Origin of the sequence: Kitasatospora sp. NPDC002040 (assembly GCF_040296785.1) — a bacterium.
Lineage (GTDB): Bacteria > Actinomycetota > Actinomycetes > Streptomycetales > Streptomycetaceae > Kitasatospora.
In genome coordinates this window covers 364,939-389,116 of sequence record NZ_JBEOXV010000003.1, presented here as the reverse complement: position 1 = coordinate 389,116, position 24,178 = coordinate 364,939, and the positions used below count along the sequence as shown (strand labels likewise).

General features: G+C 72.7%; 23 protein-coding genes and 1 riboswitch. Of the genes, 11 read left to right on the top strand and 12 right to left on the bottom strand.

What is annotated here, in order from left to right:
• Positions 1 to 9 precede the first annotated feature (9 nt).
• The 3 genes from ABT118_RS12055 to ABT118_RS12045 all read left to right on the top strand — a co-directional run bounded on the left by ABT118_RS12055 (position 10) and on the right by ABT118_RS12045 (position 2,776).
• Complete coding sequence (locus tag ABT118_RS12055) at positions 10 to 243, top strand: DUF3311 domain-containing protein (RefSeq protein ID WP_502884529.1); 234 nt, start codon at positions 10 to 12, stop codon at positions 241 to 243.
• Entirely contained in the window at positions 240 to 1,910 is a 1,671-nt protein-coding gene (gene mctP / locus ABT118_RS12050) for a monocarboxylate uptake permease MctP (protein ID WP_350661751.1), read from the top strand. The genes ABT118_RS12055 and mctP overlap by 4 nt, the downstream gene beginning before the upstream one ends.
• 122 nt (positions 1,911 to 2,032) lie before the next feature.
• A complete protein-coding gene (locus ABT118_RS12045; protein ID WP_350661740.1) occupies positions 2,033 to 2,776 on the top strand; it encodes a histidine phosphatase family protein in 744 nt (247 codons plus the stop codon).
• Here the strand turns inward: ABT118_RS12045 and ABT118_RS12040 are convergent.
• Positions 2,773 to 3,714, bottom strand: coding sequence for a helix-turn-helix domain-containing protein (locus ABT118_RS12040; protein ID WP_350661725.1), 942 nt, complete (start codon positions 3,712 to 3,714; stop codon positions 2,773 to 2,775). The genes ABT118_RS12045 and ABT118_RS12040 overlap by 4 nt on opposite strands.
• 309 nt (positions 3,715 to 4,023) lie before the next feature.
• On the opposite strand from ABT118_RS12040, the gene ABT118_RS12035 reads away from it, so the two are divergent.
• The 3 genes from ABT118_RS12035 (at position 4,024) to ABT118_RS12025 (ending at position 8,524) form a co-directional block, all read left to right on the top strand.
• Entirely contained in the window at positions 4,024 to 4,518 is a 495-nt protein-coding gene (locus tag ABT118_RS12035) for a GNAT family N-acetyltransferase (protein ID WP_350661702.1), read from the top strand.
• 265 nt (positions 4,519 to 4,783) lie between these two features.
• Positions 4,784 to 4,912: riboswitch (cobalamin riboswitch) on the top strand.
• Positions 4,913 to 5,078: 166 nt separating this feature from the next.
• The gene (locus ABT118_RS12030) at positions 5,079 to 7,508 is read left to right on the top strand and encodes a ribonucleoside-diphosphate reductase subunit alpha (protein WP_350665224.1); all 2,430 of its coding nucleotides are present in this window, start codon (positions 5,079 to 5,081) and stop codon (positions 7,506 to 7,508) included.
• A gap of 20 nt (positions 7,509 to 7,528) precedes the next feature.
• On the top strand, positions 7,529 to 8,524 hold the full coding sequence (locus ABT118_RS12025; protein WP_502884538.1) for a ribonucleotide-diphosphate reductase subunit beta: 996 nt from the start codon (positions 7,529 to 7,531) through the stop codon (positions 8,522 to 8,524).
• Positions 8,525 to 8,586: 62 nt separating this feature from the next.
• Here ABT118_RS12025 and ABT118_RS12020 read toward each other — a convergent pair whose 3' ends face one another.
• From ABT118_RS12020 to ABT118_RS11970, 11 genes are all read right to left on the bottom strand, one after another.
• Entirely contained in the window at positions 8,587 to 10,038 is a 1,452-nt protein-coding gene (locus ABT118_RS12020; protein ID WP_350661646.1) for an aKG-HExxH-type peptide beta-hydroxylase, read from the bottom strand.
• Positions 10,039 to 10,122: 84 nt separating this feature from the next.
• On the bottom strand, positions 10,123 to 10,245 hold the full coding sequence (locus ABT118_RS12015; RefSeq protein WP_350661628.1) for a hypothetical protein: 123 nt from the start codon (positions 10,243 to 10,245) through the stop codon (positions 10,123 to 10,125).
• Between the two features lie 33 nt (positions 10,246 to 10,278).
• Positions 10,279 to 11,871, bottom strand: a complete 1,593-nt coding sequence (locus ABT118_RS12010) for a peptide ABC transporter substrate-binding protein (protein WP_350661616.1) — start codon at positions 11,869 to 11,871, stop codon at positions 10,279 to 10,281.
• A 237-nt stretch (positions 11,872 to 12,108) separates the two neighbouring features.
• On the bottom strand, positions 12,109 to 12,759 hold the full coding sequence (gene def, locus ABT118_RS12005) for a peptide deformylase (protein ID WP_350661583.1): 651 nt from the start codon (positions 12,757 to 12,759) through the stop codon (positions 12,109 to 12,111).
• Between the two features lie 77 nt (positions 12,760 to 12,836).
• Complete coding sequence (locus ABT118_RS12000) at positions 12,837 to 13,817, bottom strand: tetratricopeptide repeat protein (protein WP_350661562.1); 981 nt, start codon at positions 13,815 to 13,817, stop codon at positions 12,837 to 12,839.
• Positions 13,818 to 13,956: 139 nt separating this feature from the next.
• Complete coding sequence (locus tag ABT118_RS11995) at positions 13,957 to 15,315, bottom strand: HD-GYP domain-containing protein (RefSeq protein WP_350661550.1); 1,359 nt, start codon at positions 15,313 to 15,315, stop codon at positions 13,957 to 13,959.
• The gene (locus ABT118_RS11990; RefSeq protein WP_350661524.1) at positions 15,312 to 16,724 is read right to left on the bottom strand and encodes an HD-GYP domain-containing protein; all 1,413 of its coding nucleotides are present in this window, start codon (positions 16,722 to 16,724) and stop codon (positions 15,312 to 15,314) included. The genes ABT118_RS11995 and ABT118_RS11990 overlap by 4 nt, the downstream gene beginning before the upstream one ends.
• A 205-nt stretch (positions 16,725 to 16,929) precedes the next feature.
• The gene (gene rsrA, locus ABT118_RS11985; RefSeq protein ID WP_350661502.1) at positions 16,930 to 17,229 is read right to left on the bottom strand and encodes a mycothiol system anti-sigma-R factor; all 300 of its coding nucleotides are present in this window, start codon (positions 17,227 to 17,229) and stop codon (positions 16,930 to 16,932) included.
• Entirely contained in the window at positions 17,226 to 17,957 is a 732-nt protein-coding gene (locus ABT118_RS11980; RefSeq protein ID WP_502884537.1) for a sigma-70 family RNA polymerase sigma factor, read from the bottom strand. The genes rsrA and ABT118_RS11980 overlap by 4 nt, the downstream gene beginning before the upstream one ends.
• 253 nt (positions 17,958 to 18,210) lie before the next feature.
• Entirely contained in the window at positions 18,211 to 18,852 is a 642-nt protein-coding gene (locus ABT118_RS11975; RefSeq protein ID WP_350661480.1) for an alpha/beta hydrolase family protein, read from the bottom strand.
• 9 nt (positions 18,853 to 18,861) lie between these two features.
• Entirely contained in the window at positions 18,862 to 19,617 is a 756-nt protein-coding gene (locus ABT118_RS11970) for an SOS response-associated peptidase (protein ID WP_350661465.1), read from the bottom strand.
• A gap of 109 nt (positions 19,618 to 19,726) precedes the next feature.
• Here ABT118_RS11970 and ABT118_RS11965 point away from each other — a divergent pair, with 109 nt between their 5' ends.
• The 5 genes from ABT118_RS11965 to hisN all read left to right on the top strand — a co-directional run bounded on the left by ABT118_RS11965 (position 19,727) and on the right by hisN (position 24,156).
• Positions 19,727 to 20,428: a M50 family metallopeptidase gene (locus ABT118_RS11965; protein ID WP_350661432.1), complete on the top strand. Its 702-nt coding sequence runs from the start codon at positions 19,727 to 19,729 to the stop codon at positions 20,426 to 20,428.
• 51 nt (positions 20,429 to 20,479) lie between these two features.
• The gene (aroA, locus tag ABT118_RS11960; RefSeq protein ID WP_350661415.1) at positions 20,480 to 21,799 is read left to right on the top strand and encodes a 3-phosphoshikimate 1-carboxyvinyltransferase; all 1,320 of its coding nucleotides are present in this window, start codon (positions 20,480 to 20,482) and stop codon (positions 21,797 to 21,799) included.
• A 15-nt stretch (positions 21,800 to 21,814) separates the two neighbouring features.
• Entirely contained in the window at positions 21,815 to 22,870 is a 1,056-nt protein-coding gene (gene rsgA, locus ABT118_RS11955; RefSeq protein WP_350661394.1) for a ribosome small subunit-dependent GTPase A, read from the top strand.
• 106 nt (positions 22,871 to 22,976) lie between these two features.
• Positions 22,977 to 23,300: a DMT family transporter gene (locus ABT118_RS11950; protein WP_350661372.1), complete on the top strand. Its 324-nt coding sequence runs from the start codon at positions 22,977 to 22,979 to the stop codon at positions 23,298 to 23,300.
• Positions 23,301 to 23,358: 58 nt separating this feature from the next.
• A complete protein-coding gene (hisN, locus tag ABT118_RS11945; RefSeq protein WP_350661360.1) occupies positions 23,359 to 24,156 on the top strand; it encodes a histidinol-phosphatase in 798 nt (265 codons plus the stop codon).
• Positions 24,157 to 24,178: the final 22 nt, after the last annotated feature.

Here is a 24,178-nt window from a genome sequence, read left to right as displayed (position 1 = left end):
CAGCTTCCGGTGGTCACCCCAGCGCGGGTGCTCGCCGGGCTCAGCCTGCTGCTGCCGGTCGTCGCGATGCTCTGGGTGTCCTCGTACACCAAGGCCACCCCGGAGCTCGGCGGACTTCCCTTCTTCTACTGGTACCAGCTGGCCTGGGTGCCCGCCTCGGCGATCTTCACGGTCGCCGCCTACCTGCTGCTGCGCCGGGACGAGCTGGCCCGCAAGGCCGCCGCGGGCGGTGACGCGGCATGAACCACTCCGGCGTCAACTGGACCGCGCTGACGGTCTTCCTGCTGTTCTTCGTCCTGGTCACCGTGATGGGCTTCCTGGCCTCGCGCTGGCGCCGGGCCGACAACGCCCAGCACCTGGACGAGTGGGGCCTGGGCGGCCGCAGCTTCGGCACCTGGGTCACCTGGTTCCTGCTCGGCGGCGACCTCTACACCGCGTACACCTTCGTCGCCGTCCCGGCGCTGATCTACGGGGCGGGCGCGGCGGGCTTCTTCGCGGTGCCGTACACGATCATCGCCTACCCGCTGGTCTTCCTGTTCCTGCCCCGGCTCTGGTCGGTCTCCCGGGTGCACGGCTACGTCACCCCGGCCGACTTCGTGAAGGGCCGGTACGGCTCCAAGTCGCTCTCCCTGGTGGTCGCCCTCACCGGCATCCTGGCCACCATGCCGTACATCGCGCTCCAGCTGGTCGGCATCCAGGCCGTGCTGGACGTGCTCGGGGTCGGCGGCAGCGCGGACAGCAACTGGTTCGTCAAGGACCTGCCGCTGTTCCTGGCCTTCGCGGTGCTGGCCGCCTACACCTACTCCTCGGGCCTGCGCGCCCCGGCGCTGATCGCCTTCGTCAAGGACACCCTGGTGTACCTGGTGATCATCGTCGCGGTGATCTACATCCCGATGCGGCTCGGCGGCTACGGCGCGATCTTCGACTCGGCCGCGCAGAAGTTCAGCGCGGTCAACCCGGCCACCGGCAAGCCGGTCGGCTCGCTGATCACCGGGCCCAAGGCGCAGTGGACGTACGCCACGCTGGCGTTCGGCTCGGCGCTGGCGCTCTTCATGTACCCGCACTCGGTGACCGGCGTGCTGGCCTCCAAGTCCCGCAACACGGTGCGCCGGAACATGGCGATCATGCCCGCGTACTCGCTGATGCTCGGCCTGCTCGCGCTGCTCGGCTTCATGGCCATCGCGGCCGGCGTCGGCAAGGGCGTGAAGGGCTTCAACCCCCAGCTCTCGGTGCCGCAGCTGTTCGAGAACATGTTCCCGGACTGGTTCACCGGCGTGGCCTTCGCCGCGATCGGGATCGGCGCCCTGGTGCCCGCCGCGATCATGTCGATCGCCGCGGCCAACCTGTTCACCCGCAACATCTACAAGGAGTACCTGAAGCCGACCGCCACCCCGGCGGACGAGACCAAGGTGGCCAAGCTCGCCTCGCTGCTGGTCAAGGTCGGCGCGCTGGCCTTCGTGCTGCTGATGGACAAGCAGTTCGCGATCAACCTCCAGCTGCTGGGCGGGATCTGGATCCTGCAGACCTTCGTCTCCATCGTCGGCGGCCTGTTCACCCGCTGGTTCCACCGCTGGGCGCTGCTGGCCGGCTGGGCGGTCGGCATGGGCTACGGCACCTGGAAGGCGTACGGGGTCTCCTCGGCCGCCACCAAGCACTTCGGCGGCAGCTCGGCCGAGATCCCCGGGGTCGGCGAGATCGGCTACATCGGCCTCACCGCCTTCGTCCTCAACGTCCTGGTCACCGTGGTCCTCACGCTGGCCCTGCGGGCCCTCAAGGCCCCCGAGGGCGCCGACGAGACCAGCCGGGCCGACTACACCGCCGAGGCCCCGCCCGCGTCGCCGGTGAAGGTCCCCGCGCCCTCCGACTCCCCCGACTCCCCGGAGGCTCCGGAGCCCGCCGTAGCGCACTGATTCATCCGGGCGCACGGGCCCGTGCTGCGCGCGCCCTGTGATCGCGCCGTCCCCCCGGTCAACACTTGGGGGACGGCGCGATCATCCGTATGACCGGATGACCGGACAACGGGGAGAGAGACATGGCGGAACCCAGCAGCAGCGTCCTCAACGGCCACCGCACCACCCGCACCGCGACCGCACAGCCCGCGGTGCTGATCGCCACCAGACATGGCGAGAGCATCGCCAACGTCGAGTTCCAGCTGGCCGGCGAGACCGGCGCCCTGACCGTCCCGATCACCTCCAGGGACGCCGACATCCCGCTCTCCCTGCACGGCCAGGCCCAGGCGCAGGCCCTCGGCCGCTGGTGGGCCGCCCTCCCCCCGGAGGACCGGCCCCGCTCGGTCTGGTGCTCCCCGTACGTCCGCACCGCCGAGACGGCGCGGATCGCGCTGGCCCAGGCGAGCGGGCTCGGGGCGGTGCCGGTCGGCCTGGCGGTCCGCTACGACGAACGGCTGCGGGACCGCGAGCTGGGCGTGCTGGAAATGCTCACCAAGGCCGCGATCGAGAAGGAGCACCCCGGCGAGGCGGCGAGGCGGCGCAAGATGGGCGAGCTCTATTACCGGCCGTCGGGTGGTGAATCGTTTCTGGACGTCGCACTGCGGATGCGGAGCCTGTTGCGGGATCTCCGCGAGGAAGAGGACGGGCGGCCCGTTCTGGTGGTCGCGCACGACTGCCCGGTGCTGATGCTCCGCTACATCCTGGACCGGCTGACGGAATCCCAGTTGCTCGATCTCCCCCCCGTCGCCAACTGCTCCACCAGCCTCTGGCGGAACCATGCCAATTCCCTTCACCCCGAGAGCTGGAACCGCACCGACCACCTTTAACCGAAGGTGCGGCGGTACGCCTGCGGAGTGGTGCCGAGCCAGCGGGTGAAGTGGTGCCGCAGCGTGGCGGCATTGCCGAAGCCGCAGCTGGCCGCCACCGTCTCGACCGGCTCGTTGGTGCCCTCCAGCAGCCGCTGGGCCTGCAGCAGCCGCTGGTTGGTCAGCCAGCGGTGCGGGGTGGTGCCGGTCTCCTGCTGGAACCTGCGGGCGAAGGTGCGCGGCGACATGTGGGCCCGGGAGGCGAGTTGTTCCACCGTCAGCTCGTGGTGCAGGTTCCGGCGGAGCCAGTCCAGCAGGCCGCCGAGCGAGTCCTCGTCGCCCTCCGGCAGCGGCCGGGCGATGAACTGCGCCTGGCCGCCGTCCCGGTGCGGGGCGACCACCATCCGCCGGGCGATCCCCCGGGCCACCTCGGCCCCCTGGAACTTGCGGACCAGGTGCAGGCAGGCGTCGATCCCGGCGGCGGTGCCGGCCGAGGTGATCACCGGGTCCTCGTCCACGTAGAGCACGTCCGGCTCGACCCGGGTGAGCGGGAACCGGGCGGCCAGCCGGTCGGTGTGCCGCCAGTGGGTGGTGGAGCGGCGGCCGTCCAGCAGCCCGGCCGCACCGAGCAGGAAGGCGCCGCTGCAGATCGACAGCACCCGGGCACCCCGCTGGGCCGCCGCCTGCAGGGCCTCGATCAGCACCGCCGGGTACTCCTCCCGGACGGTGGTGGCGGCGGCGATCACCAGGTCGGCCCCGGCCAGCCGCTCGGCGCCGTACTCGACGTCGATGCTGTACCCGGCGTGCGTCCGGAGCCGGCCCGGCCGGTCGGAGGCCACCGCGAAGTCGTACACCGGCAGGCCGTTGTCGCTCCGGTCGAGGCCGAACACCTCGCAGGCGACGCCGAGTTCGAAGGGGTGGACTTCTTCCAGCACGACGGTCACGACGTTCTGCAGCATGGCACCAGAATGCCCGATGGCAGGATATCGATGCAATAGGTCGTTTCTGCCACTCGTCCCGGCGCCCGGGCGGCGGGACAGTGAGGACATGGACTCCTCGACCGTCGCAAGCACCCTGGCCCTGCTCGGCATCCTCGGCACGTTCGCCCTGCTGGGCGTGCTGGTGGGCCGGGACGTCGACCGCAACTCCCGGCACGGCCGGGACAACTGGCACCGCCCCGGCGGCTACCCCTACGACCCCGCGCCCGGCGCCCGGCTGCAGGGCACCCTGCCCGCCCCCTCCGACCCCGCCCCCGGCACACTGTCGCCATGGACATCGTCATCCGCCGCGCCGTCGAAGCCGATCTCGAAGCAGTCGGAGCGGTCACCCTCGAAGCCTTCGTCGGCGACGGCCACAGCCCCGCGGACGGCCCCTACGCCGCCAAGCTCGCCGACGCCCGGCCCCGGTTCGAACAGGCCGAGCTCCTCGTCGCGGTCGACCCTGGCAGCGGACAGCTTCTCGGCTGCGTGACCTTCGCGGTCGGCGGCACCGGCTTCGCCGACATCGCCGCCCCGCACGAGGGCGAGATCCGGATGCTCGCGGTCGGCGGGGCGGCCCGCGGCCGCGGCGCCGGCGAGGCGCTCGTCCGCGCCTCGATGGCCCGCAGCCGGGAGCTCGGACTGACCGCCATGGCGTTCTCCACCCGGCCCTCGATGACCTCGGCCCACCGCCTGTACGAACGCCTCGGCTTCCGCCGGGCCCCCGAGCGCGACTGGGAGGTCCGCCCGGGGGTGCTGCTGCTCGTCTACGTCATCGACCTCTGACCGCCGGCACCTGTGGCGGACCGCGCCGGGCCAGTCCCGGTGCGGTCCGCCACATTCTGCTGCCCGCAGGACCCGCCTGCGGATACGGCGGGTACGGAGCGGGCCGCCCCCGGTAGGGCCGTACCGCCCCCCGCCCGTCCGGTGCCCTTTGCGCGCCCGAGGGTGTGCGCCGGACGGCCCCCCGTCGCCGCCCCCGAACCCGCCGAGGAGTCAGCCCGACACGCTGCGCGCACAAGATGTGGGGTTACATCTTGGATGGACTACAACATGTATGCTCGCTCTCGCTGTCGAAGCAGGGGAACCCGGTGCGAATCCGGGACTGCCCCGCAGCGGTGAGCAGGCGCCCCAAGGGGTGCCCGTGAGTCCGATGACCTGCCGACGGTGTGCCACAGGGCTTCCCCGCAGACGCCATGCAGCACAGCAGTAACGTCCGGGCCTCGCGGGTGGGCCAGGGGGGTTGAATCGCGCACGCCGTCGGGCGTTGCGCGCGCTCCCCTGTGCCCCAGTGGTCCGGTAGCCCCCTCGCCGACCGCCGCCGCCAGGAGAGAAGCGCCTTGACCATCGCTGCCTCAGTTGCCCTGCCCTCCCAGGGTTCTGCCGACTCCGCACACACCGACCCCGGTGCTGCGCTGCTTCGGCTGCTCACCGACCGCAGCATCGACCTGCCCCAGGTGGACCCCGGCCACGTCGCGGCCGCTGCGCTGCGCGGCCGGAACGCCAACTCGGACTTCGCCGAGCTGCGCGGGCTGGCCGTGGAGGCTGCCGCCTCGATGATCGCCGAGGACCCGCAGTACTCGAAGCTCGCCGCCCGCCTGCTCGCGCTGGAGATCCAGGACGAGGCGATCGGCCAGGGCGCGGTCTCCTTCTCCGCCTCGATCGTGGTCGGCCACACCGAGGGCCTGATCGGCGACATCACCGCCGCCTTCGTGGCCAAGCACGCCGACGCCTTCGACGCCCTGATCGACCAGCAGGGCGACGACCGGTTCGAGTACTTCGGCCTGCGCACCGTGCAGTCCCGCTACCTGCTGCGCCACCCGATCACCCGCAAGGTGATCGAGACCCCGCAGCACTTCCTGCTCCGCGTCGCGGCCGGCCTCGCGGTCGGCGACACCGAGCAGTCGGTGGCCGAGGTGGCCGAGCTGTACACCCTGATGAGCCGCCTGGAGTACCTGACCTCCTCGCCGACGCTCTTCAACTCCGGCACCAAGCACCCGCAGATGTCCTCCTGCTACCTGCTGGACTCGCCGCTGGACAACCTGGACTCGATCTACGGCCGCTACGCGCAGATCGCCCGGCTCTCCAAGCACGCGGGTGGCATCGGCCTCTCCTACTCGCGCATCCGCTCGCGCGGCAGCCTGATCCGCGGCACCAACGGCAAGTCCAACGGCATCGTCCCGTTCCTGCGCACCCTGGACTCCTCGGTTGCCGCGGTGAACCAGGGCGGCCGCCGCAAGGGCGCCGCCTGCGTGTACCTGGAGACCTGGCACGCCGACATCGAGGAGTTCCTGGAGCTCCGCGACAACACCGGCGAGGAGGCCCGGCGCACCCACAACCTGAACCTGGCCCACTGGATCCCGGACGAGTTCATGCGCCGGGTGAACGCCAACGCCGACTGGTCGCTGTTCTCCCCGGCCGACGTGCCCGAGCTGGTCGACCTGTGGGGCGCCGAGTTCGACGCCGCGTACCTGAAGGCCGAGGCCGCGGGCAAGGCCGTCCGCACCATCCCGGCGCAGACCCTGTACGCCCGGATGATGCGCACCCTGGCCACCACCGGCAACGGCTGGATGACCTTCAAGGACGCCTCCAACCGCGCCGCCAACCAGACCGCGCTGCCCGGCCGGGTGGTCCACTCCTCGAACCTCTGCACCGAGATCATCGAGGTCACCGACGACTCCGAGACCGCGGTCTGCAACCTCGGCTCGGTCAACCTCGGCGCCCACGTCGCCGCCGGGGCCACCGCCGCCGACCTGCTGAACGCGATGGACTGGGACCGGCTGGACGCCACCGTGCGCACCGCCGTGACCTTCCTGGACCGGGTCATCGACATCAACTTCTACCCGACCACCGAGGCCGGGACCTCCAACTCCCGCTGGCGCCCGGTCGGCCTCGGCGTGATGGGCCTCCAGGACGTCTTCTTCCAGCTCCGGCTGGACTTCGACTCGGCCGAGGCCAAGCGGCTCTCCACCCTGATCGCCGAGCGGATCATGCTGGTCGCCTACGAGCGCTCCAGCGAGCTCGCCGTCCAGCTCGGCCGGCACGAGGCGTACGCGGAGACCCGCGCCGCCCGCGGCCAGCTGCACGTGGACCACTTCGACACCGCGCCGCAGTGGGCCGACCACTGGGACGCGCTGCGCGCCACCATCGCCGAGACCGGCCTGCGCAACTCGCTGCTGCTGGCGATCGCGCCGACCGCGACCATCGCCTCGATCGCCGGCGTGTACGAGTGCATCGAGCCGCAGGTGTCCAACCTGTTCAAGCGCGAGACCCTCTCCGGCGAGTTCCTCCAGGTCAACCCGTACCTGATCCGCGACCTCAAGGAGCTGGGCGTCTGGGACGCGCAGACCCGGGACGCGCTGCGCGAGTCCAACGGCTCGGTGCAGGACCTCAACTGGCTGCCCGCCGAGGTCCGTTCGCTCTACCGCACCGCCTGGGAACTGCCGCAGCGCGCGCTGATCGACCTGGCCGCCGCCCGGCAGCCGTACATCGACCAGAGCCAGTCGCTGAACCTCTTCATGGCCGCGCCGACCATCGGCAAGCTGAGCTCGATGTACGCGTACGCCTGGAAGGTCGGTCTGAAGACCACCTACTACCTGCGCTCGCGCCCGGCCACCCGGATCGCCCAGGCCGCCTCCTCCTCCGGGGCGAAGGCCGTCGTCCCGGCGCCGTCCGCCCCGGTCTCCGTGGCGGCCCCGACCACCCTCACTCCGGAGGAGGAGGCGGCGCTCGCCTGCTCCCTGGAGAACCCCGAGTCCTGCGAGGCCTGCCAGTGAGCACCACCGACCGCGAGAAGATGCTGCTCGACCCCGGCTTCGAGCTGACGCTGCGTCCGATGCGCTACCCGTCGTTCTACGACAAGTACCGCGACGCGATCAAGAACACCTGGACCGTCGAGGAGGTGGACCTGCACTCCGACGTCGCCGACCTCGCCAAGCTCAGCGAGGGCGAGCGGCACATGATCGGCCGCCTGGTCGCCTTCTTCGCCACCGGTGACTCGATCGTCTCCAACAACGTGGTGCTGAGTCTCTACAAGCACATCAACTCGCCCGAGGCGCGGCTGTACCTGTCCCGGCAGCTGTTCGAGGAGGCCGTGCACGTCCAGTTCTACCTGACGCTGCTCGACACCTACCTGCCCGATCCCGAGGACCGGGCGGCGGCCTTCGACGCGGTGGAGAACATCCCCTCCATCCACCAGAAGGCGCAGTTCTGCTTCAAGTACATGAACGCGGTCGACCACCTCGACTCGCTGCAGAGCAAGGACGACCGCCGGGCCTTCCTGCTCAACCTGATCTGCTTCGCCGCCTGCGTCGAGGGCCTGTTCTTCTACGGCGCCTTCGCGTACGTGTACTGGTTCCGGTCCCGGGGCCTGCTGCACGGCCTGGCCACCGGCACCAACTGGGTGTTCCGGGACGAGTCCATGCACATGGACTTCGCCTTCTCGGTGGTGGACACCGTCCGCCAGGAGGAGCCCGACCTCTTCGACGACGCGATGGCCAAGCAGGTCACCGAGATGCTGGAGGAGGCCGTCGAGGCCGAGCTCCAGTTCGCCGAGGACCTGTGCGGCGAGGGCCTGCCGGGGATGAACACCGCCTCGATGCGGGAGTACCTCCAGGCGGTCGCCGACCAGCGGCTGGCCCGGCTCGGCATGCCGATCCGGTACGGCTCCAGCAACCCGTTCGGCTTCATGGAGCTGCAGAACGTGCAGGAGCTGACCAACTTCTTCGAGCGCCGGGTCAGCGCCTACCAGACCGCCGTCGAGGGCTCGGTCGCCTTCGACGACGACTTCTAGGCCTGAACACCGAAGGGGCGTACGGGACTCCCGTACGCCCCTTCGGCCGGTCCGGGGCCGGTTCAGTCCCCGACCGGCCGCACCAGCCCCGCCGCCACCAGCCCGGCGACCCCGAGCGCCAGCCGGGCGTCGGCCGGGCCGCCGGTCTGCTCGGCGTACGCCGCCTCCAGCTCGGCCGTCGAACCGCCGTCGCACAGCGCGTAGATCAGCCAGGCGTGCTCGTTGAGCCAGTGGAACCGCGCCGACTCCGGTGCGAAGGCCAGCAGTTGCTGCTGCTCCGGCAGCGGGCAGACCGCCACCGGCTCGACCTTGCGGTAGCCGCGCGGATCGAGCACCGGCGGGTCCGGCACCGCGGCGACAGCGGCGGCGGCCGCGACCGCCGGGCCCCGGACGCCCGGCGCCAGCGGCGCCACCGCGTCCAGCAGCCACCGGACGAACCGCCGCCCGGCCGGGGTCAGCGCCCCGCCGTGCAGCTCCAGCGCCTGCCGGCCGAGGTAGCCGGCCCGCTCGGCGCTGGTGGTGTACCCGCCCTCGACCGCGGCCCGGCTGCCCGGTGTCGGTACGCCGACCGCCTCGGTGGCCGGCGGCGGTCCGAAGCGCTCGCGCAGCTCGGCCGGGGCCTCGGCGGCGGCCGCGAAGAACAGCACCATGTGGCTGTAGACGTGCAGGGCGGCCAGCACCCGGGTCAGCGTCCACGGGGTCAACCGCCAGGGGATCTCCACCTGGTGGCCGGGCTCGGCCACCAGCGAGCCGGTCCGCAGCACGTCGAACTCCTTCAGGTGCAGCCCCTCGTGCAGCAGGATCTCGGCCGTCATCCATGGGTCGTCCAGGTGCTCCGGCGCGATGAACAGCGCCGAGGGCAGCGGGTCGCCGCCGGAGAGCGAGTGCAGCTCGCCGTCCTCGGACGCGCCCCGGGCCAGGCCGACCAGCGAGATGTGCGGGAAGACGCCCGCGCCCGCGTGCGGCAGCAGGGCGGCCAACAGCTCGGCGCCCCGGCCGAGTCCGGCCAGCTGACCGGCGTCCGGGACCACCCGGCGGGCCCCGCGCAGCTCGGCGAAGCTGCCCTCCCTGAGCTCCTCCAGCCGTCCGGCCAGCGGCAGTTCGGCCGCCCCGGGCCGGGGATCGGTCCACACCCAGCCGACCCCGCGCCCGGCCCAGGGCCGGCAGTGCGGCGCCATCAGGCGCTCACTCGGCCCGAGGCCGTCCCCGGCGTCGAGGTCGGGATCGGTCAACTGCCTTGCTAGTTCGCCCGGTTCGGACCGGCGGTGCTCCAGCGCGAGCAGGTCGTCCTCGAACGCGTTGCGCAGCACCGGGTCGTAGAGGAACGGACGGAGCGCCGCGTCCTCCAGCGCGCCCAGCCGCTCGAACCGGTCGGCCGCCGCCGGGAAGTGCCGGGCGAGCACCGTCAGGCCGAGCCGGTAGCGGGCGAGGTTCCTGGCCTCGATGGCCTCGGCCGACCCGAACTGCGGTTCGGTGCCGAGGAGTCGGTCGATCTGTGCGTAGGACGGCGACAACGTTCACCCCAGGGTGGATCGGCGGGTCCGGCGGATGCGGCGGGCCGGCCCCGGGGACTCCGGTGGCCGGCCCGCCGTTCGGCGCTACTTCGTCGGGGCCAGGTCGGACGGCAGCCAGGCCCGCTCGTGCGGGGCGTCGGTGGTGATGCTCGGGACCGACTCGGCGGTCACCTTGGTCTTCGGCAGTTCCACGGTCTGGGACGGCATTTCGTCTCCTTTCACGAGACTGTCAGGGAGGTTCTAGGCAGCACGGGTGCGGTGGCGGTCCGGTACCTCCTCTCCGGCCTGGAGCACGTCCTGTTCCGCCACCGTGACGCTGTACAGGTCGAGCTCGCGGAACGGGTTGGGCTGGACCGTCCGCAGCCGCGTCGACCAGGCCGACAGGGTGCTCTGGTACCAGATCGGGATGGTCGGCATGTCCGCCAGGATCTCCCGCTCCGCCTGCTGGTAGAGGTCCCACGCCTGCTCGCTGGTCGGCGCGGTGTCGGCCGCGGTGAGCAGGGCGTCGACGGCCGGGTTGCTGTACCGGCCGACGTTGTCGGAGGCACCGGTCCGGAACATCGGGCTGAGGAAGTTCTCGATCGACGGGTAGTCGGCGATCCAGCCGGAGCGGAACACCGCGGTGACCTCCTGGGCGTTCAGCCTGCGCCGGAACTCCCCGAGGGTCGGGATCGGCACGAAGCGGCAGGGCACGCCGAGCGTCTCGGTGACCGAGGCGCAGACCTCCTCCATCCAGGGCCGGTTCGGCGAGTCGATGTTGGAGGTCAGCTCGATCCCGCCCCGGAACCCGGACGCGTCGAACAACTCCCGGGCCCAGACCGGGGAGTAGCTGCACAGCTCGCCGCCCTGGTTCTCGGCCCGGCCCGGGACGGCCGGCGGGACCAGGCCGTCGGAGGGCGCCTGGTGGCCCCGGAAGATCGTGTCGATCAGCTTGACCCGGTCGATCGCCATCGAGATCGCCTGCCGCACCCGCCGGTCCGCGTAGCGCTCGTCGTGCAGCGGGAAGGTGATGGTCTGGATCCCGAGGTAGGTCCGGTCGTACGTGCGGCCCGGCAGGTCCCTCCGGTACCGGTCCCCCGCCAGCGCCCAGAACGGGGTGACGTCCAGGTAGTCGAGCCGGTCCGCCACCACGTCGTGGTAGGCGTCGGCCAGGTCCGCGTAGATCCGGAACTCGACCCCGCCGATCTGCGGCCGGTCGTCGCCGGCGTAGCCGTCGTAGCGGGCCAGCAGGATGTTCCGCTCGGGTTCCCGGGAGACGAACCGGAACGCGCCGTTGCCGATCGGGTGGGCCTCGAACGCGGCCCGGTCCTCGAAGAACGCCCTCGGCAGCGGGAAGAACGCGCTGCAGCCGAGCGTGACCGGGAACTCGGAGAACGGCGCCGACAGGGTCACCACGAACCTGTGGTCGTCGACCACCTCAAGCCCGGACAGCTCGGTGACCGTCGAGTCGGGGGCGTTCACCTCGGCGAAGCCCTCGATGTGGGCCAGGAAGCCGGCCGCCTGCATCCGGTTCGGACCGTGCGCGGTGTGGTTCCAGGCATCGACGAAGCTGCTCGCGGTGACCGGCGTGCCGTCGTGGAAGGTCCAGCCGCGCTTCAGCTCGACGGTGAACACGGTGGAGTCGGTGGTGCTGATGGACTCCGCGACCGCGTTCCTCAGGTGGGCGTCGACGGGATCGTAGGAGGCCAGCCCCCGGAACAGGGCCGCGATCACCTTGACCCCGCCGGACTCGGTCGTGTGGCCCGGTATCAGCGCGTTCTCCGGCTCGGTGCCGTGGTAGCTGATGACCGTTCCCGGTACTGCTGCGGGCCGGGCGAAAGGGGTGGACGGCACGGTTCCTCCGCGAGGTCGGAGCTGGTGGGGGAGATCGGCCTCGCATGCATACCGCCGTGCATCCGAGCCACCAGAAGTCCACCAGAGCGCCGAATTGGTCGCCAGGATCCGCGGCCCGGACTAATCAACCGGGCCAACCGGACCAACCAACCGGGCCAACCCACCCGGCCAACCGGCCCGGGCGACGCAGGAGGGCCGGCCCCGGGCTGCTGCCCGGAACCGGCCCTCGGCCGACCGTCAGTCGTTGGGGACGGTGGCGTAGCGGGCGGTGCCCTCCGCCATCTGCTTCAGCGCGTCCTTGCGGTCCCGCTTGGAGAGCCGGTCGATGTACAGGTAGCCGTACAGGTGGTCGGTCTCGTGCTGGAGGCAGCGGGCGAAGAAGCCGGTGCCCTCGACCCGGATCGGGTTGCCGTCCTTGTCCTGGCCGGTGACGGCGGCGAAGTCGGGGCGGGCCAGCTCCATGTACGCGGTGGGCACCGAGAGGCAGCCCTCCGCGGAGTCGTCCAGCTGCCGCTGCCCGGCCGGCAGCTCGACCAGCACCGGGTTGACCACGTGGCCGACGTGGCGGACACCGTCGTCGTCCGGGCAGTCGTAGACGAACACCTTGGCGTCCACGCCGATCTGGTTGGCCGCCAGGCCGACGCCCTCGGCCGCGTACATCGAGACGAACAGGTCGTCGATCAGCCCGGCCAGCTCCGCGTCGAACGCGGTGACCGCCTTGTTCTCCCGGTGCAGCACGGGGTTGCCGACCACGGTGATGGGGCGCGCGGTGCCCTTGGTCAGGTCGGGCAGCTCGCCGACCACCTTCTGCTCCGCGGCCGCCTCGTGCGCGTGGTCATGGTCGTGCGCGTGGTCGTGGTCGTGCGCGTGGTCGTGCTGGTCCGCCATCGTTGCTTCCGCTTTCTGGGTCTGCCGAAGATCTACCGGGTAAAGAGTACGGCGCCCGGTGGGTCGGGGGCCCTTACTCAGCAGACCTCTTCGAGGTCCCGGTAGGCCCGGGTGGCGGGTGAGGCGGCCACCCAGCGGTCCAGCAGGCCGCCGACCAGGTTCGCCGGGGCGGCGATCCCGCACTCCCGTTCGGCCAGCCAGGACAGGCCGGAGCCTGCCTGGCTCAGGTGGCTGAGGTGCCCGGGGTGGGCCGCGTCACCGTCGTCGTGCGGGTCGTGGTGCACGGTGCGGCCGTCGTCGGCGGCCATCCGGCTCTCCGAGCAGGCGCGGCAGAGCAGCCGGACCGATGAGGTCCAGTCCTCGGCCGCGTACCCCGCGTCGGCGACCAGCCGCTCCAGCGCGTCCCGGTCGGCGGCGGTGGCCGCCTGCAGCAGCACCACGTAGGTGGGCACCGGGGACGGCGCCCAGAGCTCGATCTCGTCGAACACCGGGTAGGCCACCCCGTCCGCGACCCGCTCGCCGTGCGGGGCGCCGTCGTGCAGCACCACCTCGCCCCAGCGGCGGCCGGAGGAGGGCAGCGGGATCGAGAGCACCTCGATCCGGGCCGGGTCGAGCCGCCGGCCCCAGACCACCTCGGCCTCGCCCTCCGGGGAGAGCCGGACGGGGGTGGTGCCCAGGTCGAGCCGGACGGTGCCGTCCTGGGCACCACCGGGCAGCCGCATGCCGTACGCCTGCCAGGCCCGCCGGGCCAGCGCCCAGTCCTGCAGCGCGGTCGCCGTGATGCCGAGGTTCCACCAGTCGGGGGCGCCCTGTTCGCGGTCCAGCAGGGCGACGGCGCGCAGGCCGGCCGATCTGGCCTGGTCCCAGTCGCGGCGGAACTTGTGCAGCAGGGCGAGGTTGAACCAGGAGTCGGAGAGGCCGGGCTCCAGGTCGGCGGCCATCACCAGCAGGGTGCCGGCATCCTCGTAGCGGCCGTCACCGATCAGGGTGAAGGCGCGGTCGGTGGTCTGCCGCCAGGTCGTCGACGGCCGGTGCCGTGTGCGGTGGAAGATCCTCACGTTCCGTCCCTGCCGTAGTCGTCCGCCGGTCTACTGCCCCCCGGTCGCCGGGGCATTCTTCCCGCCTCGATCCGGGCCATTCCACGCTATGACGGCATCCAACCACGCCGCCCGTCGGACGCGCTCCCCGCACGGCTGTTCAGTCAGGTCGGTGGACGGCGGCGACGGATCGGGCCAGTGCGTCGAGCACCTTCGGGTCGTAGAGCAGGCCGCCCTCCGCCCGCAGCAGTTCGAGCACCTCCTGCCGCCCGGCCTGCTCGGTCAGGCCCCGGCCGCGGGCGGCGGCCGACAGGTCGTCAAAGGCGTTGGCCACCCGGATGATCCGGGCCGCCAGCGGCAGCGTCCGATCGGCGCCGCCGTCCGGCCGGCGGCAGGGGTCGGCCAGCCTGGCCACCTGCCCGACCACCTGCCGGGGCACCCCGGTGCGGCTGATCACCTCGCTGCCGAGCCGGGCGATCCGCTGCTGCTCCGGCTGGGGCAACAGGGCGGTGGCCCCGCCGGGCACCGGCTCCACCAGGGAGAGCTGGCCGATGTCGTGCATCAGTGCGGCGTACTCCAGCAGGGCGAGGTCCCGGCTGCCCAGGCCGAGCTCGCGGCCGAGCTCGCAGGCGGTGTCGGCCACCCGGCGGGCATGGCCCGGCGGGGTGTACCCGGCCACCTCGGTGGCCCGGGCCAGCGTCTCGATGGTCTGCCCGGTGGTGGCCCGGACGGCGGCCGCCCGCCGGAACGAGGCCTGGGCCAGCAGCAGCGGGGCGCAGAACAGCGGCAGCGCCCAGAGCCCCACCTCGCCCGCCAGCAGGCTGATCAGCATCCCGGTGGCGGCGATCGCCGAGCCGATCCCGAGCAGCGAGCGCAGCTCGTCCTCCAGCGCCGCCCCGAACCGCAGCCCCGTCCTGGCCCGCCGCTGCACCGCCGCCAGGGTGGCGTCGCAGAGCGCGGCCAGCACGGCCACCCCGGTCAGGAACACCCCGTACGCGGGCCCGGCCAGCGGCAGCTGGTCCAGTGCCCCGCTGTTGTAGAGCGGCTGGAACAGCAGCGCCGCGAAGCCCACCGTGAGCAGCCGCCGCACCGCACCGTCCACCCGGTCCGGCTCGGGACGGCGCCGGCGGTGCCGGTGCCTGCGGCCGTTCACCGGCACCAGCCCGGCCAGCGTGCCGACCCCGACCACCGCCAGCACCTGGGCCGCGCCGTGGGTGGTGGGCAGTCCGTGCAGCGGGCCGAGCAGCGCGTACGCCAGGGCCACCGCGGTGCCGATCGGGGCCTGCTCCCGGTCCCCCGGGAGGGTGACCCGGACCCGCTCGCCGACCGCGATCACCGCCGCGAAGGCGGCGGCCACCCCGGGGGCGGAGATGCCGTGGCCGAGCGCGTCGGCGCAGGACAGCAGCAGGAGCAGGGCCGCTGCGGCCCGGAGCGCACCGGTACCGGGCCCGCCGGTGCCGGTGCGGGGGTACGGCCGGCGGACCGGGGCGGCCCGCCGGCTCCGCGGGACACCGGTCACGGCGCACCGCGCAGCAGGTCGCCGCCCGCCCTGCGGGCCGGTTCGGGCACCCCGAGCGGGATGTCCGGGACCTCCCCGGCCCAGCCGCCGGGCGGCGGCAGCGCGGGCTGCCAGCCGTGCAGCCGGACGGCCTCGACCAGCGCCAGCACCATCGCCGGGTCGAACTGGCTGCCCGCGCACCGCTCCAGCTCGGTCACCGCCTCGGCCACCGGCCGGCCGCGCCGGTAGGAGCGGGTGGAGGTCATCGAGTCGAAGGCGTCCGCGACCGAGATGATCCGGGCGAACTCGGGGATCTGCTCCCCCGCCAGACCGCTCGGGTAGCCGCGACCGTCCAGCCGCTCGTGGTGGTGCAGGATGCCGCCGCGCGCCTCGTCCAGGAAGTCGATCCCCCGGACCAGCTCGAAGCCGAACACCGGGTGCACCTCCACCGCCCGCCGCTCGGCCTCGGTCAGCGGCCCGTTCCGCCGCAGCAGCTCGGTGGCCACCCCGAGCTTGCCCACGTCGTGCAGGGTGCCCGCGAAGTGCAGGGTGCGCAGCCGGTCCTCGGCCATCCCGAGCTGACGGGCGATCAGCACCGCCGCCCGGCCGACCCGCTCGCTGTGGCCCCGGGTGTACGCGTCCTTGATCTCCACCGCCTGCACCAGCGCCTGGACGGTGGCCTGATGGGCCGTCCGCTCCCGGTGCCCCTGGGCGGCGACCCAGGCCGAGATGGAGAACGGCAGCAGCGCGAGCACCGCGGCGAAGGCGCCGTACGGGCCCTGCCAGAGCACCGCGACCATCAGCCCGCCGGCCCCGTGCAGCAGGGCGGGCACCAGTGCGGGCAGCAGCGTCCCGGCCGGCCCGGTGCGCTCCCGGCCGGGTTCGGCCAGCCGTCGCATCCCGCCCACCAGCGCGGAGTTGACCAGGCAGAACAGCAGCACGGCCGCCAGCGCGGGCAGCGCCGCACCGGGGAACCGGGAGCCGAGCAGCAGCTCGGGCCCGGGCAGCAGCCGGAACAGCACCGCCGCGGCGAAGGCGGACAGCGCCAGCTGGGCCGCGTTCCAGACCCGGCGGACCGCCCGCGGCGCGGCCGCCGGAGCGGTAAGCGCGGCCGGGAGCGCCACCAAGGCGGCGGCGGCCGGCGGGAGCATCAGCACCCCGGCGAACAGCACCGGCAGGAAGACCGGCCCGGCCCGCTCCGGGGTGGCCGGCCGCGGCTGCGGCCTGGCGCGCCCGGGCACCGCCGCCCGGAGCAGCCGCAGGCACGGGGTCGGACCGCCGTGCGCGAGCGCGCCCCAGCAGACGTTCAGCCCGGCCAGCAGTCCGACCCGGGGCCAGTCGACCGGCCCGGTCAGCCAGCCGGGCCCCGGCAGCACCAGGGGCAGCAGGCAGCCGAGCGCACCGAGCAGCACCAGGGCGACGTAGCGCACCGCGCCTCGTGGCAGCGCCGGGTCAGCGTCCTCGTCAGCGATCTCCGCCTCCCGCCACGGCCGCAGTTCCCCTTCGGCACCCAGGGGCTGAGTGCTCGTCAGGAGAATAGGGCCCGGCCCGGCGGGCTGGACGCCCGATCGCGGAATGCCCCGGTCGGCGCAGTGTCAACTCACTCGAACGAGTGACGACCGGCCGGACGGCGGACTACTCCGCCGCTTCGGCCACCGTGAGCGGCTCGCCGACGCGCTGCCCCGCCCGGATCGAGTCGATCCGGGCCAGCACCTTGCCGCGCAGGTCCGCCGGGGAGTGCTCGCTGCTGCAGGAGCGCTTGACCAGGGCCTTGATGGCGGCCTCCAGCCCGTACTCCTCCAGGCAGGGGGAGCACTCCTCGAAGTGCACCCTCAGCTTGGCGCAGTCGCCCTCGGCCATCTCGTTGTCGAGCAGCTCGTAGAGGTGGTCGAGCACCTCTCCACAGTCGGTGTCGTGCGGATCGCCGCAGCTCATGAGCCCGAGCCCTTCGCTTCCTGCCCTGCCCCGCTGCCGGCCGGGACGAGCCCGCGCTCACGGGCGTAGTCCTCCAGCATGCCGCGCAGCTGACGGCGGCCACGGTGCAGACGGGACATCACCGTGCCGATGGGAGTACCCATGATGTCCGCGATCTCCTTGTACGCAAAGCCCTCGACGTCCGCGAGGTAGACCGCGATGCGGAACTCCTCCGGGATCGCCTGCAGGGCGTCCTTCACGTCGCTGTCCGGCAGGTGGTCGAGGGCCTGGGCCTCGGCCGAGCGCAGGCCGGTCGACATGTGCGACTCGGCCCGGGCCAGCTGCCAGTCCTCGATCTCCTCGGCGGCGGTGCGCTGGGGCTCCCGCTGCTTCTTCCGGTACGAGTTGATGAAGGTGTTGGTGAGAATCCGGTACAGCCAGGCCTTGAGGTTGGTGCCCTCGCGGAACTGGTGGAAGGAGGCGTAGGCCTTGGCGAAGGCCTCCTGGAGCAGGTCCTCGGCATCGGCCGGGTTGCGGGTCATCCGCAGCGCGGCGGAGTACATCTGGTCCAGGTAGCCCAGGGCGTCACGCTCGAAGCGATCCCGCCTGGCGTCCTCGGTCTCGTCGACCGACACCCGGAAGGTGTCCTCGCCGATCGCCTCGGCCAGCTCGTCGCCGGTCAGCATCTCGCCGACCTGCTCCGACTCGACCGGATCGGCCTCGTGCTCCGCTCCGACGACCGGACCCACCTCCTCGGCATCACGAGCCGGCACCGGAGTGGGTCGACCCGACAGCGAGGATATCGGGCTGACGGGCTTCTCGCCCGCGACCAGCCACTCGGACCAGTCGGGCACGGCGGCACCGGCCGCCGCTCGCTCGTCCGGCCGTTCGGGGCACACGATCGAACCCATCCTGCCCTGCCTTCCTACCGGGTCACCTTGCTGACGTGAGGTGTAAACCCGGCCGGACGCCCGGACATTCCCGGCGTGGCGCCGGTCGCGTTCAGAGCCCGGCGGCCCGGAACCCGGCGGCCCAGTCGCCGACCGCCGTGGTGATCAGCTCCAGCGCCTCGTCCTGCCCCAGCGGGGCCCGCTTGGGCACCGCGAAGCCGTGGCTGCCGTACGGGACCGCCACCAGCAGGTGGCCGGCCGGGAGTTCGGGGAACTCCTCGGGGGTGCCGAAGGTGTCCTGGCCGGCCTGCACCACCAGGGTCGGGCAGCCGGTGCCGAGCAGCTCCTCGGCCCGGCTCTTGTCCGGCCGGCCCGGCGGGTGCAGCGGGAAGGCCAGCGCGACCACGCCGGCGGCGCCGACCTGCCCGGCCGTCCGGCAGGCCACCCGGGCCCCGGCGCTGCGGCCGCCGACCAGCAACGGGAGGCCCTGTCCGGCCAGTTCGGCCATCACCGGGAGCCAGGCCTGGTCCAGCGTCTTCGGCGCCGGGCCGATCCGCTTCCCGGCCACCCGCCAGGGCTGCTCGACCAGGGCCACGGTGATCCCGCGCGCGGGCAGGGCGGCCGCCAGCGCCTGGAGGTCGCGGGCCTCGACGCCGCCGCCCGCGCCGTGGCCGAGCGCGAGCAGGGCCTTCGGGGCTCCGACGGCGGGGTACAGGGTGATCCGGGCATCGCCGACCGGGGTGGGGACAAGCATGGCGCTCCGTCAGAAGAGGGTGCTGTCGTCCGGCTCGATCTCGTCGAGCGGGCGCAGCAGTTCGGGGCTGTTGTTGCGGATGTTGCCGACCGCGGGGCCGATCGGCCGGGCCAGCAGTGCGCCCGGCGGCGGCGGGACCAGCAGGCCGCGCAGCTCGTCCGGGTCGCTCAGGCCGGGATCGAGCCAGGCGTCGAAGCCGTCCGGGTCCAGGAAGAGCGGCATCCGCTCGTGGATCGGGGCCAGCGCCGGCTCCGCCCCGGTGGTGACCACCGTGCAGGTGACCAGCCACGCGTCGGGGTGGTCGGCCGGGTAGCGGCGGTCCCGCCAGAACTCGTACAGCCCGGCCAGCGCGAGCAGGGTGCCGTCGGCCCGGTGCACGAAGTACGGCTGCTTCCGGGGCTTGCCCTTCTCGGTGGGTATGGTCTCCCACTCGTAGTAGCCGTCCACCGGCAGCAGGCAGCGGCGGGAGGCGAAGGCCTGGCGGTAGGCGGGCTTCTCGTGCACGGTGTCCGCCCGGGCGTTGATCATCTTCACCGCCGTCTCGGGCGACTTCGACCAGGCCGGCACCAGGCCCCAGCGCACCACCCGCAGCTGCCGGACCGGCGGGCCGCCGCCCTTCGGGGCCCGGTCCAGCACCACGAAGGCGGGATCGGTCGGCGCCACGTTCCAGCTCGGCACCAGGGTCTCGGTCGGGTCCCACTGCTCGACCCCGAAGACCTCGACCAGGTCCTGGGGCGCGGTGGTGGAGGCGAAACGTCCGCACATGGTGATCAGCTTGCCACGCTGTTCCCACCCGGTCCGCAGAACCGGACGGTTCCCTCCCGCCGTCCCGGCATGGGAGGGTGCTGGTCCGAACGCGGCGAGGAGGTACGGAATGGACTTCGCGGGACTCTGGGACACCGTCACCGCCACCCAGCCGGCCCCGCCGCGCTGGCTCCTGCTCGGCACCGCGGCCGTGGCCCTGCTGGCGATCCTGCCCCGCCCGCTCTGGCGGCTCAGCCGCAACGTGGTCACCATCGCCCACGAGGGCGGCCACGGCCTGGTCGCCAAACTGACCGGCCGGAAGCTGGCCGGCATCCGCCTGCACTCCGACACCTCCGGCCTCACCATCTCCTCCGGCCCGGCCGCCGGACCCGGCATGATCCTGACCGCGGCCGCCGGCTACACCGCTCCCCCGCTGCTCGGCCTCGGCGGGGCCGCCCTGCTGGCCGGGCACCACGTCACCCAGTTGCTCTGGATCGCGATCGTGCTGCTGGCCGGGCTGCTGGTGATGATCCGCAACGCCTTCGGCCTGCTCTCGGTGGTCGTCACCGGCGCCGCCTTCTTCCTCATCTCCTGGTACGGCAGCAGCCAGCTCCAGTCCGGCTTCGCCTACCTCGGGGTCTGGTTCCTGCTGCTGGCCGGCGTCCGCCCGGTGCTGGAGCTCCAGGGCAAGCGGCGCCACGACGGCGCCCGCAGCACCGACGCCGACCAGCTGGCCCACCTCACCGGCATCAGCCCGCTGTTCTGGGTCGGCCTCTTCCTCGCCGTCGCCCTCAGCTCGCTCGCCCTGGGCGGCACCTGGCTGCTGACCTGAGCCCCGGCGGTGGAACGTCTGCCAACAGTTGCCGCCCCTAGACTGAGCCCCATGACCGAAGCCCTGTGGCCCGCCCCCGTTGCGACCGGCGCCGTCGACGCCACCGTCACCATCCCCGGATCGAAGTCGGCGACCAACCGCGCGCTGGTGCTGGCCGCGCTGGCGGACAGCCCGGGCTGGGTCCGTCGGCCGCTCCGCAGCCGGGACTCCCAGCTGATGGCCGACGGCCTGCGGGCGCTGGGCGTCGGCATCGAGGAGACCGTCAACAACGCCAGCGGCGGCACCGGCGGCGGCGAGGCCTGGCGCGTCATCCCGGCCGGTCAGCTCCGCGGCCCGGCCCAGGTGGACGTCGGCAACGCGGGCACCGTGATGCGCTTCCTCCCCCCGCTGGCCGTCCTCGCCGACGGTCCGGTGCACTTCGACGGCGATCCGCGCAGCTACGAGCGCCCCCAGCACGGCGTGATCAACGCGCTCCGCGCGCTCGGCGCCCGGATCGACGACGGCGGCCGCGGCGGCTTCCCGCTCACCGTGCACGGCACCGGCGCGCTGGACGGCGGCCCGGTGGAGCTGGACGCGTCCTCCTCGTCCCAGTTCATCAGCGCCCTGCTGCTCTCCGGTGCCCGCTACAACAACGGCGTGGAGATCCGGAACACCGGCGGCAGCGTCCCGTCCCTCCCGCACATCCGGATGACGGTGGACATGGTCCGCAAGGCCGGCGCCCAGGTGGACGCGCCGGAGGACGGCGGCGAGAAGGACGTCTGGCGGGTCACCCCGGGGGCGCTGATCGGCCGCGACCTGGTGGTCGAGCCGGACCTCTCCAACGCCGCGCCGTTCTTCGCCGCCGCGCTGGTTACCGGCGGCCGGGTCACCGTCCGGGACTGGCCCAAGCACACCTACCAGCCGGGCGACCAGCTCCGCGAGCTGTACACCCGGATGGGCGGCAGCTGCGAACTGACCGACGAGGGGCTGGAGTTCACCGGCACCGGCAAGATCCACGGGATCGAGGCCGACCTGCACGACGTGGGCGAGCTGACCCCGGTGATCGCGGCGGTCGCCGCGCTGGCCGACTCCGAGTCGCACCTGTACGGCATCGCCCACCTGCGGCTGCACGAGACCGACCGGCTGGCCGCGCTGGCCAAGGAGATCAACGAGCTGGGCGGCGACGTCAGCGAGACCGAGGACGGTCTGCGGATCCGGCCACGCCCGCTGCACGGCGGCGTCTTCCACACCTACGAGGACCACCGGCTGGCCACCGCCGCCGCGGTGATCGGCCTGGCCGTGCCCGGAGTCGAGGTGGAGAACGTGGCGACCACCGCGAAGACCCTGCCGGACTTCCCGCAGATGTGGGCCGAACTGCTGGGCCAGGGCTGACGGGGAGTCGGGGACATGCGCCGTTACGGCAAGGACGCCGACGAGGACGACATCCGCAACCGCCCGGGCCGCAAGGGCTCCAAGCCGCGGACCAGGATCAGGCCCAAGCACGAGGACGCCGCCGAGGCGATGATCCTCACCGTCGACCGGGGCCGGCTGACCTGCCTGGTCGAGGCGGGCACCAAGCAGGAGCGCCAGGTGATCGCGATGAAGTCGCGCGAGCTCGGCCGCAAGGGCGTGGTGGTCGGCGACATCGTGCACGTGATCGGCGACCTCTCCGGCGACGTGGACACGCTGGCCCGGATCGTCCGGGTCGAGGAGCGCAGCTCGGTGCTGCGCCGCACCGCCGACGACGACGACCCGTACGAGCGGATCGTGGTGGCCAACGCCCAGCAGTTGGCGATCGTCACCGCGCTGGCCGACCCGGAGCCCCGCTCCCGGCTGATCGACCGCTGCCTGGTGGCGGCGTACGACGCCGGGATGCGGCCGCTGCTGGTGCTGACCAAGTCGGACCTGGCCTCGGCGGCGCCGCTGCTGGAGACGTACGCCCCGCTCGGCATCGACTACGTGGTGACCCGGCGGGACGAGCTGGAGACCGCCGGGGCGGAGGCCGTCCGGGACCACCTGCGCGGGCGCTCCACCGTGTTCATCGGGCACTCCGGCGTCGGCAAGACCACCCTGGTGAACGCGCTGGTGCCGCTGCACCAGCGGAGCACCGGTGTGGTCAACGCGGTCACCGGCCGGGGGCGGCACACCACCGTCTCGGCCCTGGCGCTGCGCCTCCCGCCGCCGCCCGGGGCCAAGCCCGGGTCGAAGAAGGCGCTCGACCCCGGCTGGGTGATCGACACCCCCGGCTTCCGCTCGTTCGGCCTCTCCCACATCGACCCGTCCCGGGTCATCCTGGCCTTCCCCGACCTGGAGCCCGGCACCGAGGGCTGCCCGCGCGCGTGCAGCCACGACGAGCCGGACTGCGCCCTGGACGCCTGGGTCGCCGACGGCCATGCCGAACAGGCCCGGCTGTACTCGCTGCGCCGGCTGCTCTCCTCCAAGGAGACCCGCGAAGGTGACTGAGCGGTATCTATCGGCCCGTCAGAAGTGTTGGATGCCGCTCCCCCGGTGATCATAGGAAGGTCGGACCAATCGGTCCGGCCCTCCGATGGGACGGGAGTCGGCTCCGATGGCATGGGCCCTGGTGATCATCGCCGGACTGTTGGAGACCGGTTTCGCGATCAACCTCAAACTCAGCGACGGCTTCACCAAGCTCTGGCCCACCGTCAGCTTCTGCCTCTTCGCGCTGGGCAGCTTCGGGCTGCTCACCCTCTCGCTCAAGACCCTCCCGGTCGGCCCGGCCTACGCGGTCTGGACCGGCCTCGGCGCCGCCGGGACGGCGATCTACGGGATGGTCTTCCTGGACGAGACCGCCTCGGTGCTGAAGCTGGTCTCGATCAGCCTGGTGATCGCCGGCGTGATCGGCCTCCAGATCAGCGGCACCGGGCACTGACCGTCCAGTTCGCGAGCCGAACTGTCCGGATCCATGGACGAATCGCTAGGGTTCGGGCATGGCCGACTACCACGACGATCTCCGACTCGCCCACGTCCTCGCCGACTCGGCCGACTCGATCACCATGGAGCGCTTCAAGGCGCTGGACCTCAAGGTCGAGACCAAGCCCGACCTGACCCCGGTGAGCGACGCCGACAAGGCCGCCGAGGAGCTGGTGCGCAGCGTGCTGCAGCGGGCCCGCCCGCGCGACGCGGTGCTCGGCGAGGAGTTCGGGCTCCAGGGCACGGGCCCGCGCCGCTGGGTGATCGACCCGATCGACGGCACCAAGAACTACGTCCGGGGCGTCCCGGTCTGGGCCACCCTGATCTCCCTGCTGGAGGTCGGCCCGGACGGCGAGCAGCACCCGGTGGTCGGCATCGTCTCGGCGCCCGCCCTGCAGCGCCGCTGGTGGGCGGCCAAGGGTCTGGGCGCGTACGCGGGCCGCAGCCTGGCCAAGGCGAGCCGGATCCACGTCTCCTCGGTGTCCCGGCTGGAGGACGCCTCGCTCTCCTACTCCTCGCTCAGCGGCTGGGAGGAGCGGGCCCGGCTGGACGCCTTCCTGGACCTCTCCCGGGCCTGCTGGCGGACCCGCGCGTACGGCGACTTCTGGTCGTACATGATGGTCGCCGAGGGCGCGGTGGACATCGCCGCCGAGCCGGAGCTCTCGCTCTGGGACATGGCCGCCCCGTGCATCGTGGTGCAGGAGGCGGGCGGCCGGTTCACCGGCCTGGACGGCTTCGACGGCCCGAACGGCGCGGACGCGGTGGCCTCCAACGGCCTGCTGCACGAGGACACCCTGCGGGCGCTGACGGTCTGACACATGGTTGCGGGCCCCGGTG

What these genes read in the sequence shown, in the direction of transcription:
- hisN (WP_350661360.1), top strand. Translation starts at nt 23,359, where the DNA reads ATGGCCGACTACCACGACGATCTCCGACTCGCCCACGTCCTCGCCGAC.
- ABT118_RS11950 (WP_350661372.1), top strand. Translation starts at nt 22,977, where the DNA reads ATGGCATGGGCCCTGGTGATCATCGCCGGACTGTTGGAGACCGGTTTC.
- def (WP_350661583.1), bottom strand. Translation starts at nt 12,759, where the DNA reads ATGGCGGACCAGCACGACCACGCGCACGACCACGACCACGCGCACGAC.
- aroA (WP_350661415.1), top strand. Translation starts at nt 20,480, where the DNA reads ATGACCGAAGCCCTGTGGCCCGCCCCCGTTGCGACCGGCGCCGTCGAC.
- rsrA (WP_350661502.1), bottom strand. Translation starts at nt 17,229, where the DNA reads ATGAGCTGCGGCGATCCGCACGACACCGACTGTGGAGAGGTGCTCGAC.
- ABT118_RS12040 (WP_350661725.1), bottom strand. Translation starts at nt 3,714, where the DNA reads ATGCTGCAGAACGTCGTGACCGTCGTGCTGGAAGAAGTCCACCCCTTC.
- ABT118_RS12025 (WP_502884538.1), top strand. Translation starts at nt 7,529, where the DNA reads ATGCTGCTCGACCCCGGCTTCGAGCTGACGCTGCGTCCGATGCGCTAC.
- ABT118_RS11975 (WP_350661480.1), bottom strand. Translation starts at nt 18,852, where the DNA reads ATGCTTGTCCCCACCCCGGTCGGCGATGCCCGGATCACCCTGTACCCC.
- mctP (WP_350661751.1), top strand. Translation starts at nt 240, where the DNA reads ATGAACCACTCCGGCGTCAACTGGACCGCGCTGACGGTCTTCCTGCTG.
- ABT118_RS12045 (WP_350661740.1), top strand. Translation starts at nt 2,033, where the DNA reads ATGGCGGAACCCAGCAGCAGCGTCCTCAACGGCCACCGCACCACCCGC.
- ABT118_RS11970 (WP_350661465.1), bottom strand. Translation starts at nt 19,617, where the DNA reads ATGTGCGGACGTTTCGCCTCCACCACCGCGCCCCAGGACCTGGTCGAG.
- ABT118_RS11965 (WP_350661432.1), top strand. Translation starts at nt 19,727, where the DNA reads ATGGACTTCGCGGGACTCTGGGACACCGTCACCGCCACCCAGCCGGCC.
- ABT118_RS12035 (WP_350661702.1), top strand. Translation starts at nt 4,024, where the DNA reads ATGGACATCGTCATCCGCCGCGCCGTCGAAGCCGATCTCGAAGCAGTC.
- rsgA (WP_350661394.1), top strand. Translation starts at nt 21,815, where the DNA reads ATGCGCCGTTACGGCAAGGACGCCGACGAGGACGACATCCGCAACCGC.
- ABT118_RS12015 (WP_350661628.1), bottom strand. Translation starts at nt 10,245, where the DNA reads ATGCCGTCCCAGACCGTGGAACTGCCGAAGACCAAGGTGACCGCCGAG.